The organism is Cellulomonas denverensis (assembly GCF_012396125.1).
In the GTDB taxonomy this organism is placed as follows: domain Bacteria; phylum Actinomycetota; class Actinomycetes; order Actinomycetales; family Cellulomonadaceae; genus Cellulomonas; species Cellulomonas denverensis.
This window is the reverse complement of sequence record NZ_JAAXOX010000001.1, coordinates 236,277-249,886: the sequence shown is the minus strand read 5'-3', so window position 1 is coordinate 249,886 and position 13,610 is coordinate 236,277. Positions and strand designations below refer to the sequence as shown.

At 75.5% G+C, this 13,610-nt stretch carries 11 protein-coding genes; 7 read left to right on the top strand and 4 right to left on the bottom strand.

Translation table 11 applies throughout. The features are described 5' to 3' along the window. Nucleotide 1 precedes the first annotated feature (1 nt). The 7 genes from pth to HGA03_RS01095 all read left to right on the top strand — a co-directional run bounded on the left by pth (nt 2) and on the right by HGA03_RS01095 (nt 7,875). Complete coding sequence (gene pth, locus HGA03_RS01125) at nt 2-625, top strand: aminoacyl-tRNA hydrolase (RefSeq protein ID WP_168628378.1); 624 nt, start codon at nt 2-4, stop codon at nt 623-625. A 33-nt stretch (nt 626-658) separates the two neighbouring features. After that, complete coding sequence (locus HGA03_RS01120) at nt 659-1,297, top strand: winged helix-turn-helix domain-containing protein (protein ID WP_203767175.1); 639 nt, start codon at nt 659-661, stop codon at nt 1,295-1,297. Next, entirely contained in the window at nt 1,294-1,758 is a 465-nt protein-coding gene (locus HGA03_RS01115; protein ID WP_203767173.1) for a hypothetical protein, read from the top strand. Before HGA03_RS01120 ends, HGA03_RS01115 begins: the two co-directional genes overlap by 4 nt. Before the next feature lie 109 nt (nt 1,759-1,867). Beyond that, nucleotides 1,868-3,463 (top strand): sugar transferase, encoded by a 1,596-nt coding sequence (locus HGA03_RS01110; protein ID WP_168628377.1) that lies wholly within the window; start codon nt 1,868-1,870, stop codon nt 3,461-3,463. Then, nucleotides 3,450-4,625 carry a glycosyltransferase gene (locus HGA03_RS01105; protein WP_168628376.1) on the top strand — a complete coding sequence of 392 codons (1,176 nt, stop codon included), beginning with the start codon at nt 3,450-3,452 and terminating at the stop codon, nt 4,623-4,625. The genes HGA03_RS01110 and HGA03_RS01105 overlap by 14 nt, the downstream gene beginning before the upstream one ends. Continuing rightward, nucleotides 4,622-6,655, top strand: coding sequence for a Wzz/FepE/Etk N-terminal domain-containing protein (locus HGA03_RS01100; protein ID WP_168628375.1), 2,034 nt, complete (start codon nt 4,622-4,624; stop codon nt 6,653-6,655). The genes HGA03_RS01105 and HGA03_RS01100 overlap by 4 nt, the downstream gene beginning before the upstream one ends. After that, on the top strand, nt 6,652-7,875 hold the full coding sequence (locus tag HGA03_RS01095) for a glycosyltransferase (protein ID WP_168628374.1): 1,224 nt from the start codon (nt 6,652-6,654) through the stop codon (nt 7,873-7,875). The genes HGA03_RS01100 and HGA03_RS01095 overlap by 4 nt, the downstream gene beginning before the upstream one ends. On the opposite strand, the gene HGA03_RS19220 is transcribed toward HGA03_RS01095, so the two are convergent. From HGA03_RS19220 to HGA03_RS01075, 4 genes are read right to left on the bottom strand one after another with little or no spacing between them, the layout of a single operon-like run. Beyond that, a complete protein-coding gene (locus HGA03_RS19220) occupies nt 7,775-8,947 on the bottom strand; it encodes a glycosyltransferase (protein ID WP_168628373.1) in 1,173 nt (390 codons plus the stop codon). The two genes, HGA03_RS01095 and HGA03_RS19220, sit on opposite strands and share 101 nt — an antisense overlap. Beyond that, complete coding sequence (locus tag HGA03_RS01085) at nt 8,944-9,963, bottom strand: glycosyltransferase family 4 protein (protein WP_168628372.1); 1,020 nt, start codon at nt 9,961-9,963, stop codon at nt 8,944-8,946. The genes HGA03_RS19220 and HGA03_RS01085 overlap by 4 nt, the downstream gene beginning before the upstream one ends. Next, on the bottom strand, nt 9,960-11,333 hold the full coding sequence (locus tag HGA03_RS01080) for an O-antigen ligase family protein (RefSeq protein ID WP_168628371.1): 1,374 nt from the start codon (nt 11,331-11,333) through the stop codon (nt 9,960-9,962). Before HGA03_RS01080 ends, HGA03_RS01085 begins: the two co-directional genes overlap by 4 nt. Continuing rightward, entirely contained in the window at nt 11,330-13,588 is a 2,259-nt protein-coding gene (locus tag HGA03_RS01075; RefSeq protein WP_168628370.1) for a glycosyltransferase, read from the bottom strand. Before HGA03_RS01075 ends, HGA03_RS01080 begins: the two co-directional genes overlap by 4 nt. Between the last annotated feature and the right edge of the window lie 22 nt (nt 13,589-13,610).

Here is a 13,610-nt window from a genome sequence, read left to right as displayed (position 1 = left end):
GATGAGCGAGGGCCGCTGGCTGGTGGTCGGTCTGGGCAACCCCGGGCCGCAGTACGCCGGGAACCGGCACAACGTGGGGCAGATGGTGCTGGACGAGTTGGCCCGGCGGGCGGGGACCACGTTCTCCACCCGGGGCGGTGGGCTGCTGTCCCGGCGACCGCAGGCCGCGACCGCGGAGGTGCGGATCGGCACGCTGCCCGGTGGGGCGCCCGGGCCGCGGGCGGTGCTGGCCAAGCCGGGCACCTTCATGAACACCTCGGGCGGCCCGGTGTCCGCGCTGGCCCGGTACTACGACATCCCGGCCGAGCGGGTGGTGATGGTGCACGACGAGCTGGACATCCCGTTCGGGGCGGTGCGGCTCAAGCGCGGCGGCGGCGAGGGCGGCCACAACGGGCTGCGGGACACCAGCAAGGCGCTGGGCACCAAGGACTACCTGCGGGTCCGGGTCGGGGTGGGCCGGCCGCCGGGGCGCCAGGACGCCGCAGACTTCGTGCTCCGGGACTTCGCCGCGGGCGAGCGCAAGGAGCTGCCGTTCCTGCTGGACGACGCGGCGGACGCGGTGGAGCTGCTGGTCACGGAGGGGTTGGAGAAGGCCCAGCTGCGGTTCCACACCAAGGGGGCATGAGGTCGAGGGGCGCCTTGTCTGCGCCTGGGGTCCTTGACGTTCACCTATGACGTGGAGGATTCTTCACCTGTTATGCGAACTCCGCCGCCCGCACTGCTCCCGATCCTGCGTTCGCAGGTTCAGGGTGAGTTGCTCGCGCTGACCTATCTGCACCCCGACGCCGAGTACAGCATCACCGACGCGGCGAACGCGATCGGCGCATCCGTGAAGGCCGTGCATCAGGAGGTGGCCCGGCTGGTCGAAGCCGGCCTGCTGGCCGATCGGCGCGTCGGCACGTCCAGGCTCGTGCGCGCCGAGGTGAACTCCCCGCTCGCGCGTCCGCTGACCGACCTGCTCGCCCTGACCTATGGGCCTCTGCCCGTGCTGACCTCGGTGTTGCGAGGGCTCGCCGGGATCGACGCGGCGTACCTCTATGGGTCGTGGGCGGCCCGGTACCACGGAGAGCCCGGTCCCTCGCCTGCGGATGTGGACGTCCTCGTCGTGGGAGACGTCGACCCGGACGAGCTCGACGACCGGGCGCGTCAGGCCGAGCAGGTGTTGCGGCGGGAGGTGAACGTGCGTCGCGTGCGTCCCGTGACCTGGGAGAGTGGCGATGACTCGTTCCTCGCCACGGTCCGGGCGCGGCCGAGGGTCGAGTTGCCCCTTCATGAAGGAGAGCCCGGACGATCATGAGGTGGGAGAAGGGGCGCGCAGAGATCGACGCGCTGATCGCTGACAGACACCTGGAACGTGTGCCGGCGAGCCGTGAGCACGCCGATCGCCTGCTCGAACAGGCGCGACGGCACCTGGCCTCCGCTGTCGCGACCGCCGAGGGTGACCCCGAGGGTGCATACGGGGTGTTGTACGACGCGGGGCGTAAGGCGCTGTGGGCAGTCCTGGCCAACCAGGGGCTCCGACCCACCACTCGGGGCGGCCACATCGCGGTCTACCAGGCGGTGCGTGCGCAGCTCGATCCACCGTTGGGTTCGGCGCTGCGCCCGTTCGACCGGATGCGTCGTCAGCGGAATGAGCTCGAATATCCGGCGGTCGACACCCCGACGCTGTCCGCGCGGGATGTCCTGGATGACGTGCCGAAGATCGAGGCCATCGTCGACCTCGCGGCCGGTGTCCTGGACTCGATGTCGGTCTACTGAGGGCCGATCCCCCAAACGGGTGCGAACGGGGTGAAAACGGACAGATAGGGCGGACTGGGACAAACCCGCTGATATAGCCTCGCGGCGACACCGAGGCACAGGGGGACCCATGAGTCTGCTCGACGATCCGGACGTGCCGCGCTCCCCGCGCGATGCAGCCGATCCTGCTGCCGTCCGGTTCACCGCGGTGGAGACCCCGCCCGGGGGAGTGCCGGTCGACGGCGCCACGGCTGCCGACCGGCGCCGGGCCACCCGCGGCCCCCGCCTGTCCTGGGCGTCGGACAAGCCGTTCCACGCCCCGCTGCCCGGCGCCGAGCCCTCCGACTGGCGCAGCCAGCACACCAGCTACCAGGTCGAGACCCTGGCCCGGGACCTGGTGCTGGCCACCGGCATCCCGACCCTGCTGCTGTTCGCGCTGCACGGCGTGAGCCTGCTCCAGCTCAGCTGGGGGCTGCTGATCGGCCTGCTGTTCGTCGCGATGGCTGCGGTCGAGCGCGGCTACGACCGGCAGGTGATCGGTGACGGGCACCTGGAGTTCGAGGCCGTGATCCGGGGTGGGGTGCTCACCGCCGCCGGCCTGGCGCTGCTGGCGGTCGGCGCCGACGTCGACGTCCCGCGGACCATCGTGTTCGCCGCGCTGCCGCTGGTGGTGCTGGTGCTGATCGTGGCCCGGCACATCGCGCGCCGGGCGCTGCACAAGCGCCGGGCCGCCGGGGAGTCGATGCGCCGGACGCTGGTGGTCGGCGACGCCGGGTCGATCACCGGGGTAGTCGAGGACCTGCGCGGCCTGCCGCAGTACGGCTACCGGATCGCCGGGGTCTGCCTGCCCTCCTCCGACGGGCCGCTGCCCGGGATCGACGTGCCGGTGCTCGGCACGGTCTCCGACGTGGTGCAGGTGGCGGTGGACGGCCGGTTCGACGTGGTGATCGTCACCGGCTCCGAGCTGTCCGGCCAGGCACTGCGCCGGTTGTCCTGGGCCCTGCAGCGCACCCGGACCGAGCTGGTGGTCGCCCCGGGGATCGTGGAGGTCTTCGGCCCGCGGGTCAGCCTGGAGCCGACCGCCGGGCTGTCGCTGATCCACGTCAACGCGGCCGAGTCCCGCCGGTCCCGGATCGTCGCCAAGCGGGCCTTCGACACCGCCGCCGCACTGGGTGGGCTGGTGCTGCTGGCCCCGCTGCTGCTGGTGATCGCGGTGGCGGTGAAGCTGACCAGCCGCGGCCCGGTGCTGTTCCGGCAGACCCGGGTGGGCAAGGAGGGCGAGGAGTTCTCCATGCTCAAGTTCCGCAGCATGGTGGTGGATGCCGAACAGCGGCTGGCCGAGCTGCGCGCGGTCAACCAGGCCGACGGCCCGCTGTTCAAGCTGGACCACGACCCCCGGATCACCCGGATCGGGCACTTCCTGCGCCGGCACTCCCTGGACGAGCTGCCGCAGCTGATCAACGTGGTGCGCGGCGACATGGCGCTGGTCGGACCCCGCCCGCCGCTGCCGCACGAGGTGGTGCAGTACCGCGAGTCCGCCCGGCGCCGCCTGCTGGTCAAGCCCGGGCTGACCGGGCTGTGGCAGATCAGCGGCCGGGCCGACCTCGCCTGGGAGGACGCGGTCAAACTCGACCTGCGCTACGTGGAGAACTGGTCGATCGCCTTCGACCTGATGATCCTGTGGCGGACGCTCGGTGTGGTGGTGAGCGGGCATGGCGGGCGCTGAGATCGCGCTGGCCCACGACTACGCCACCCAGCGCGGGGGTGCCGAGCGGGTGGCGCTGATGATGGCCGGGGCGTTCCCCGGGGCGCCGATGTTCACCACGCTGCACCACCCCGAGGGGACCTTCCCGGAGTTCGGCCGGCTGGACCTGCGCACCACCGGGCTGAACCAGTTCCGCGCCCTGCGCCGCTCGCACCGGCTGGCGCTGCCGCTGCTCGCCCGGGCGGTGGACCGCACCCCGATCGACGCCGAGCTGGTGCTGGCCTCCTCGACCGGCTGGGCGCACGGCTTCCCGGTGACCGGCCGCAAGGTGGTCTACTGCCACGCCCCGGCGCGCTGGCTGTACCAGGGCGAGCGGTACCTCGGCCGGGACGGCGGGGCGAAGCAGTGGGCGATGGCCCGGGCGCTGGGGGTGCTGGCCCCGGGGCTGCGCGACTGGGACCGGCGGGCCGCCGCCACCGCCGACCGGTACCTGGCCAACTCCACCGTCACCGCCCGCGCGGTCCGGGAGGTGTATGGCATCGAGGCCGAGGTGCTGCCGCCGCCCCCGGCGATGCTGCCCGCCGGCCCGGAGCTGGCGCCACCCGGGGTGGAGCCCGGCTTCCTGCTCTGCGTCGCCCGGTTGCTGCCGTACAAGAACGTGGACGTGGTGATCGAGGCGGTGCGCCGGACACCCGGGGCGCGGCTGGTGGTGGTCGGCGACGGACCGGCCAGGGCCGCCCTGGCACAGCGGGTGGCCGACCTGCCGCGGGTGCTGCTCGCCGGGCGGGTGGACGACCCGCAGCTGCGCTGGCTGTACCGGAACTGCGCCGCCCTGGTCGCCGCCTCCTACGAGGACTACGGCCTGTCGCCGCTGGAGGCCGCCGCCTTCGGCCGCCCGAGTGTGGTGCTGCGCGACGGCGGCTACCTGGACACCGTCCGTGACCGGGTGACCGGCGAGTTCTTCGACTCCCCGGTGGCCGAGGACGTGGCGGAGGCGATCGACCGGACCCTGACCCGGCGATGGGACGCCGACCTGCTCCGCGCCCATGCGGAGACCTTCGGCCTGCCCCGGTTCGTCGCGCGGCTGCACGCGGTCGCCGACGCCGAACTCGGCCGCACCCCCGACCTGACCCCTGCCGTCGTCGCAGCGCCGGCCCCCGAACACCCCGAGGAGACGCGATGACCCTGCAGGAGATGCTCCGGACCATCTGGTTCGGCAAGTGGCTGGTGCTGGTCTCCCTGGTCGCCGCCGGCGCCGGGGCCTGGTTCTACGTGTCCGGACAGGAACCCCGCTACGCGGCGGAGGCCACCGTGCACATCGTCGATGCGGAGACCCTGGCGGAGGCCGGGGTCCGGGTGGAGGCGGACCCCAGCCTGGTCACCTCCGACCAGGTCGCCGATGCCGCGGCCGACCAGCTGGGTGGCGGCGCGGACGGGCGTGACCTGGCGGCCGCCACCACCGCCGAGTACGTCACCGACAACCCGAACGACGTGGTGGTGGACGCCACCGGCACCGACCCCGGCGACACGGTGGACACCGCCAACGCGATGGCCGCCGCCTATGTCGACGCGCTGCAGGCGCAGTTCGACGAGGACCTGGCCGGGATGCAGGAGCGGCTGGACGCGCTGGCCGCCACCATCGACCAGCAGCAGAAGTCGATCACCACCGCCCGGGCGGCGGCCGCCGCGGCCTCGGGTACCACCGGCACCACCACCGCTCCGGTCGACGGGCTGCTGGAGGCGCAGTACGCGGCCAGCATGGACCAGTACCAGACCCTGGCCGCCCAGCAGGCGCAGGCCACCGTGCTGGCCAGCCCGGCCGGGCTGCTGCAGAACGCGGTCAGCGCGCAACTGATCAGCATGCCCGACTCCCTGGTGTACGCGATCGCCGCCCTGGCCGGCCTGCTGGTCGGCATCGCGCTGGCGGTGCTGCGCCGCGGCCTGGACACCCGGGTCCGCACCGCCGGAGCCGCTCGCCGCGCCGCCTCCGCCCCGGTGCTGGCCCGGCTGTCCGGCACCGCCGCCGCCCTGCGGACCTGGGAGTCGGAGTCGGTGCTGCCGGTGGCGACCCGGGAGGCCACCGCCTACACCCGGTCGGTCCGGGAACTGCGCACCGCGCTCCAGGCCGCGGTGGAGAACGAGTCCGGCAGTGCGGTGATCGTGGTGACCTCCGCCGACCTGGACACACCCCGGTCGTTCGTCGCGGCGAACCTGGCCGCCTCCTGGGCGCTGTCCGGCCGCAGCGTGGTCGTGCTCTCCGGCGACCTGCGCCAGCCCCGGCTGAACGCGCTGCTGCCGGTGGACCCGGAGGGCACGGTGTCCGACGCGGTGGCGGAGGCCGGGGCGGAGGCGACCTCGATCCCGCACCTGGCGGTGCACCCGGCGCTGCACACCGAGCTGGACCCGGCGGACTTCCTGGCCAGCGACCGGGTGCACGGGCTGATCACCGCCCTGCGCGCCGCCGCCGACGTGGTGATCATCGACGCCCCGCCGATGCTGGTCGCTGCGGACGCCACCATCCTGGGCGGGCACGCCGACGGGGTGCTGCTGGCCGCCACGGTCGGGCACACCCGGATCGGGTCGGTGGAGGAGTCCGCCGACCGGCTGCGCGCCGCCAACGCGCGGCTGCTCGGGCTCAGCCTGGACGGCGCGGCGGGGCGGCAGGCCGGGTACGAGGCGACCTACGCCTTCGCCGGGGCGGCGGAGGAACCGGCCGGCGGTGAGGCTGCCGAGGGCGACCGGCAGGGCGAGGCGGAGCCGGAGGACGCCGCAGCGAGCGGGTCGGACCGGACCGTGCCCGGCGACGGCGGGGAGCGGTCCGCCGCCGAACCTGCGGCGGCGGGCCGGGCCAAGCCCGAGCGTGGGGCGGCGGATCGGGGCGCGTCCGAACCCGCGGCGGGGCCGGCGACATCCGAACCGTCCCCGGCGGACCGGGCGACATCCGACCCCGCGGCGGCGGGCCGGGCCAAGGCCGGACCTGCGACGGTGGGCCGGGCCGGGTCCGAACCCGCCACGGACCGGGCCACGCCCGAACCCGCCGAACCGGTCGAGCCCGCCGAGGACCGGACCACCCCCGGTCAGGCCGAGCGGGCGGGGGCGGTGCGGACCACCCCGGCGGACGGGGAGGAGACCCCGGTCGTGCCCGAGCCGGTGGCCGCCGGGTCCCGGCGTGGCCGCGGTCGTTCGGCGTCGTTCTTCGCGCCCCGGCCATGACCCCCGTCCGGGTGGTGGTGCTGGACCACACCGCCCAGACCGGCGGCGCGGAACTCGCCCTGCTGCGCACCTGCGCCGCGCTCGATCCGGCACGGGTGGACCTGACGGTGGTGCTGTTCGCGGACGGGCCACTGGTGGGGCTGCTGACGGCGGCCGGGGTGCGGGTGCGGGTGCTGCCGCTCGACCCGCGGGTGGCGACCAGTGACCGGCACGCCGCCGGGCGGGTCGCGGCGCTCCGGTCGGCGGCGCGGACGTTGCCGTTCGTGTGGCGGCTGCGCCGGGAGCTGCGCGGCGCGCAGGTGGTGCACACCACGTCGCTGAAGGCGGACCTGATCGGGCTGCTCGCCGGGCGGTTGGCGGGCCGCCCGGTGGTCTGGCATGTGCACGACCGGATCGCCGCCGACTACCTGCCGGGGCCGGTGGTGCGGGTGCTGCGGCTGCTGGCCCGGCGGGCGGTGACCGAGGTGGTGGTGAACTCCCGGGCCACCGCGGACACCCTGCTGCCGCTGCGGCGCTGGACCCTGGCCCACCCGGGGTTGGCGCCCGAGCAGATCGGGCCCGACCCGGCCGGCCGGGTGCCGCCGGAGCCGCCGGTGGTGGGGATCGCCGGGCGGATCAGCCCGACCAAGGGGCAGCTGGAGTTCCTGGCGGCGGCCCGGCTGCTGGCCGGCCGGTACCCGCAGCTGCGGTTCCGGGTGATCGGGGCGGCACTGTTCGCCGAGCAGGAGTACGCCGACCGGGTCCGGGCCGCCGCCCAGGACCCGGTGCTGGCCGGCCGGGTGGAGTTCACCGGCTGGGTGGCCGACCCCGGCGCGGAGCTGGACCGGCTGAGCGTGATGGTGCACGCCTCACCGGTGCCCGAGCCCTTCGGCCAGGTGGTGGCCGAGGCGATGGCCCGGGGGGTGCCGGTGGTGGCGACCTCCGGCGGCGGGGTGGACGAGATCGTGCGCCCGGACGACGGTGCGCCGCGCGGTGAGCTGGTCGGCGCCGGGGACGTGGCGGGGCTGGCGGCGGCGGTCGGCCGGGTGCTGGACGACCAGCGCGCCGCGGGCGACCGGGCCCGGCGGGCCTGGGCGGAGGTGCGGCGGGATTACCCGGTGGCGGCGACCGCCGCGGCGCTCACCGCGGTGTGGGAGCGGAGCGCACGCGGTCGAGGACCTCGCGCATCTGCTGCACCCGGTCCGACCAGCTCGGCGGCGGCGGCACCGGCGGCGCGTTGAGCACCCGGACCACCGCCTCCGGCAGTTGCTGCGGGGAGGCGGTCACCACCCGCTCGGCCGGCTGCTCACGGAACCCGGCGACCGGGGTGCTCACGATCGGTCGGTTCACCGCCAGGTACTCGTAGAGCTTGATCGGGTCCAGCGAGTCGGTGAAGTCGTCGACCCGGTGCGGCACCACCAGCACCGCCGCGTGCTGCAGGTAGGCGGGCACCACCGAGGCCGGCCGGGGGCCGAGCAACACCGCCCCGGCCACCTCCAGCCGGGTCAGGTCCAGCGGGTCCAGCAGCGCCGGGCCGACCAGCACCAGGTGCGCACCGGCGCCGCGCAGGGCGGTCGCCAGGCGCAGGCAGGCCTCCAGGTCCAGCCGGTCCGGGTGCAGGGTGCCCACGTAGACCGCGTAGTCGCCCTCCGGCAGGTCGCCCGGCCGGTGTGCCGGGGTGCGGTAGGCGGGCAGGTCCACGGCGTTGGTCACCAGCGTGACTTCCCGGCCGGCACCGGCGCCCTTGCTGCGGGCGAGGGCGGGGGAGCAGACCACCACCTCGGTGCAGTCGGCGAGCAGCAGGTCCTCGTTCGCCCGGGTCCGGCGGTGCTCGGCGGGCTCGCGGTCGGCGCGCAGCCAGTCGTCGGTGATGTCGTACAGCGAGCGCCAGCCGGTGGAGCGCAGCACGGCGGCGCCATCCGGGTCGTTGACCCAGAGCACCGGGTCCGGCATCCCCAGGCGGCGGGCCACCCGGGCCACCGCGGCGGCACGGCGGGCGTCCGCACCGGGGGCCAGCCGGCGGGGCCACCACTTGGTCGGGCGGTAGGCCCAGGCCCGGCCGCCGGGTGCGCCGTCGGTGTCCGCCAGGGCGCGCAGCCGCCGGCCCAGGGTGAGCGGGACGCCCCGGCGCAGGTCGTGCAGGTGGTCCACCGGTGGTTCCACGAACAGCACGTGCAGGCCGGGGTCCTCCTGCAGCAGCCCGGCGATCAGGTGCTGGTTGCGCCGCCAGACCTCGTCCCAGGGCTCCAGCGAGATCACCACCAGGTCGTGCCGAGTGGCGGCCGCCGGACGGGCGGGGCGGGTCAGGCTCATCGGCGGACCTCCTGGTAGACCGCGGCGACCGCGTCGGCGTGCCCGGCCAGGTCGAAGTGCTGTTGCTGGGCGGCGCGCAGGGCGGCTCCGTACACCGCGCGGCGGTCGGGGTCGGCGGCCAGGTCGGCCAGCATCCGGCCCGCGGCGGCGACATCCTCCGCGGGGACCAGCACGCCGCCCGGCACGCTGCCGACGGTCTCGCTGTGGCCACCCCCGGCACCGGCCACCACCGGCACCCCGTGCGCCATCGCCTCCACCACCGACAGGCCGTAGGGCTCGTCCGGGCGCGGGGCGAACAGGATGCCCGCCGTGGACAGCAGGTGGTCGACGTCGGTGCGCGCGCCCAGGAACTCCACACTGCCGTCGATCCGGAGCCGGGCGGCCATTGCCTCCAGCTCCGGGCGCAGCGCCCCGTCGCCGGCGATCCGGAGCCGCCAGCCCCGGTCGCCCAGTCCGGAGGCGGCCCAGATCCGCAGCCCCAGGTCGGTGCGTTTCTCCGCCTCCAGCCGCTGGGCGATCAGCACCACCGGCTCCCGGTCGGCGGGCCGGGCCGGGGCCGGGATGGTCGGCACGCCGGGATGGGCGACCACGCTCGGCCCCTCCACCCGGTCGGCGACGAACCGGCTGATCGCCACCTGGGCGTCGATCCGTGCGGTCACCGCCCGGCCCACCACCCGCGCGGCCGGTGACGAACCCCGTCGCTCGGCGAAGTGCCGGGTGGCCACCACCGGGGCGCGGGCGGCCAGCACCGCGGCCAGCTCGGCGGCGGTCATGTGTGCGTGCACCACCCCGGGCCGCAGTGACCGCAGACCGGTCGCCGCCCGGCGCCAGGTCGGCGCGGGCTGCCAGCCGACCCCGGACCCGGCGAGTTCGTCCGGCATCCGGGCCGGGTCGCCGCCGAGCACCAGCACCCGGGCGCCGCGCCGGTCCTGGCACCGGGCCAGGGTGCTGACGTAGCGCTCCACCCCGGCGAAGGCCTCGGTGCAGACCACGTGCACCACGTCCGGGGTGATCACGGGTCGTTCCTCGGGGTCAGGGCGAAGCCGCGGTGCTCGTGACCGGCGTCGTCGTCGGCCTGGCTGGTCTGGCGCAGCCGGACGTGTTCCTGTGCGCCCAGGCAGATCCCGGCCAGCACGAACGGGATGGACACCTGCGCGGCGACCCAGAACAGGTCGAACTGCCCCTGCACGAACCGCATCAGCACCAGGACGAAGGCGAGGGTGCCGAACCGCCGATCGACCCGCCACAGGATCACCAGCATCACCAGGAACATCACCAGGAAGCCGATCAGCCCGACCAGCCCGCCGGAGGACAGCATCTCGAACTCGGCGTTCGGCGGCTGGAACTGCTCGGAGAACCGGTCGGTGTACCACCAGCGCAGCCCGGCGCCGAACACCGGGTACTCCTGCCAGATCCGCACCGACTGCCCGAACCAGATCAGCCGCTGGTACGCCGAGTTGTGCTGGTCGCCGGACTCCAACTGGTCCTGCAGCAGCACCCCGACCACCAGCGCCGCCGCGGCCACCGCCAGCAACACCAGCTTCGACCGGCGGCGGGTCGGGTCCGGGCGCAGCGCGATCACCGCGATCGCCACCGCCAGCCCGATCAGCGCCTGCCGGGACTGCGACACCAGGATCCCGGCCAGGAAGAAGCCGAACAGGCCGAGGCAGAGCAGGTTGTTCATCCGCAGCCAGCGCGGCCGCGCGTAGACCACCACCGCGGCGAAGGCCAGCACGCAGCCGATGTAGTTCTTGTGCATCAGCAGCGGCTCGTTCAGGTAGACCGGGCCGGTGTTGCCCGCGGCCAGGTTGATCGCGAACTGCGCCAGTGCCGCGACCGTGACGACCGCGGCACCGGCCAGGAACAGTCCCACCGCGAGCCGTGCCCGGCCCGCCGCGCCGATCGCCCAACCGACCAGCAGCGCCCCGCCCACCAGCAGCCAGGAGTGCAGCCACTCCACGGCGTTGGCGGCATAGGGGTTGGCGATCACGGTGAACAGCACGGTGGCCTGGTAGAACGCATTCGCCCACAGCAGGTGCCGCATCGGGCGGCTGAACGGCCGGCGGGCGAACAGCAGCGCGGGCCAGAACGCCGCGAACAGCACGAAGTCCGACAGCGACAGCGCCCCGCCCACCCGGTTCACCAGCAGCAGCGCGGGCATGGCCAGCACCGGCAGGGCGATCGGCTCGCGCAGGGTCAGGGCGACCACCAGCAGCAGGCCGCCCAGGCCGAGGGTGTACCAGGGGTTGACCGAGGTGGTGAGCACCAGCACCACGCCCACCAGCGCGAGTCCGGCGGCGACGGCGATCCGGGCGGGCAGGCCGGGGCCGGGCAGACGGTCGCGGCGGGCAGGTGGTGCCGGGGTCAGCACGGGGGCGCCGGTCATGCCACGTCCCGGGACGGCATCGGCGCACGGGGGGCCATCGGGTCCCGGGGGGCGACAGGGCCGCGCGGGGCGATCGGGTCCCGGGGCAGGGCCGGGTCGCCGGTGGCCGGGTCGTGCGGGAGGGGCACGTCGTCGGCCGGCGTCGACCCGCTCGGGGACACCGGGCGGCGCGGGGGCAGCGCGGGCAGCACCGCCGACCGCTCGGCCCGGGGGTCGCCGAGGGCCACCTCCGCCCGGACCGGCCCGCGCAGGTGCAGCCGGAGCCGGGTGCGCGCGGCGCTCCCGGTCTCGCCCGGCAGTGGGCTGCGGACCAGCGCCCCGGCCAGCACCCCGAGCCGGGCGAGCTGCCAGCCCGCCGCGCCGTGATGCTTGCGCAGGTAGCGCTCCTGGCCGGCGTGGAAGTGCGTCTCCCGGCGCCGCGGGTCGGTGCTGGTCGCTGCGCCGGTGTGCCGGGCCCAGGCCCCGTCCGCCACCGCCGTCGACCAGCCGGCCGCCCGGGCCCGGCGCTGCCAGTCGGTCTCCTCCGCATACAGGAAGAACGCCTCGTCGAAGCCGCCGACCTCGGCCAGCGCCTCGGCCCGCAGCAGCAGCACCGACCCGATCACGAATCCCTCCGCGTGCTCCGGCAGCCCGAGTCCGACCGCCTGCCGCCACACCCCGCGCGGGGTCGGGAACGGCCAGACCACCCGCGACGGGTCGCCCAGGTCGTCCACCTGTTCCGGCCCGACCGCCGCCAGCCGCGGGTCCGCCGCCAGCCGGGCGGTCAGCGCCCGGACGCCGTCCAGATCGATCCGGGCGTCCGGGTTGAGCAGCAGCACGTCGGCGCCGGGGCGCAGCGGGTCGGCGAGCGCCCGGTTCACCGCGGCGCCGAAACCGAGGTTCGCCCCGGGGTCGAGGTAGCGGGCGCCGGCGGCCTGGGCGACCGCGCGCACCGCCGGGTCGCCGGAGTTGTCCACCACGGTCACCGGCAGCCGGCCGGACACCGGGGCGAGGGCGGCGGCCAGTGGCCCCGGCGCGCCATAGGCGACCACCACCACCTCCGGATCCGGGCGCGGCGCGGTGCTGCCCGGCGAGCTCTCGCCCCGGGCCAGGGCGTACAGCTCCCGGTACTCGTCGGCGATCGCCGCCCAGGTGTACCGCTGCGCGCGCTGCCGGCCGGCCGTCGCCAGCCGTGCGGCCAGCCCGGGCTCGTCCCGCACCCGGCGCAGCGCCGCGGTCAGGGCATCGGCATCCCCGGGTGGCACGACCAGCCCGGCGGCACCGACCACCTCGGGCAGCGCGCCGCTGTCGGAGACCACCACCGGCACCCCGAACGCCATCGCCTCCACCGCAACCCGGCCGAACTGTTCCAGCCAGCCCGGTGCGGCGACCGAGGGGACGGCCAGGACGTCCAGCGAGCGGTAGAACGCGGTCAGGTCGTCGCCGGACAGCGCACCGTGGAAGGTGACCCGGCCGGCCAGATCGGGGCGGGCGGCCCGGGCGTGCAGCTCCGCGGACTGGGGGCCGTCGCCGGCCAGGTGCAGGTCCAGGCAGGGGTCGGCGGCCACGGCGGCCATCAGGGTGGCGATGCCCTTGTGCGGGGCGAGGAAGCGGCCCGCATAGCCGACCCGGAGCCGCGGGCCGCCGGGCGACATATCGCCTTGATGGGGGTCGGTCGGCGCGGTGCCCGGGAGGCCAGGGGCCGTCTCCGTCCCGGCCGTCCCGGTCCGCGACGGCTCGGCACCCGCGCGCTCGGCATCCGGCACCTCGACCCCCAGCCCGATCACCCGCATCGGCGCGCGCAGCCCCTTCGCCCGCAGCACCCGCCCCGCCGCCGCGTTGCACACGCTGACCGCCCCGGCGTGCCGCAGTGCCCACCGCTCCCACCAGCGGAACGGCGGCGGATACCGCTTCGCCAGGTTCTGCGCGGAGTACAGGACGTAGGGCGTGCGGACCCGGCGCAGCGCCCGCAGCGCTAGCACCTCGGCGGTGGCCAGTGCGGACGGCTCCTCGTGCAGGTCGATCACGTCCCAGGGCTCGCCGAGGGCGCGCCACAGCGGTCGGGGGTCGTAGAGGAACAGCTGGGGATGGCGGCCGAGGGTGCGCACGCCGATCACGTCCTCGCCGGGCAAGGGTTCCAGGTCGACCGGGCGGCCGCCCTCCGGCCAGCGGCGGGCGCTGAGCAGGTGCACGGTGTTGCCGTCGGCGCGCAGCGCCTGCTCCCGCGCCCGCCACGCCGTGACGACCGCGCTGTGGGAGATCCGCAGGACGCGCATGGGAGTCATCGTGCCGGGCATT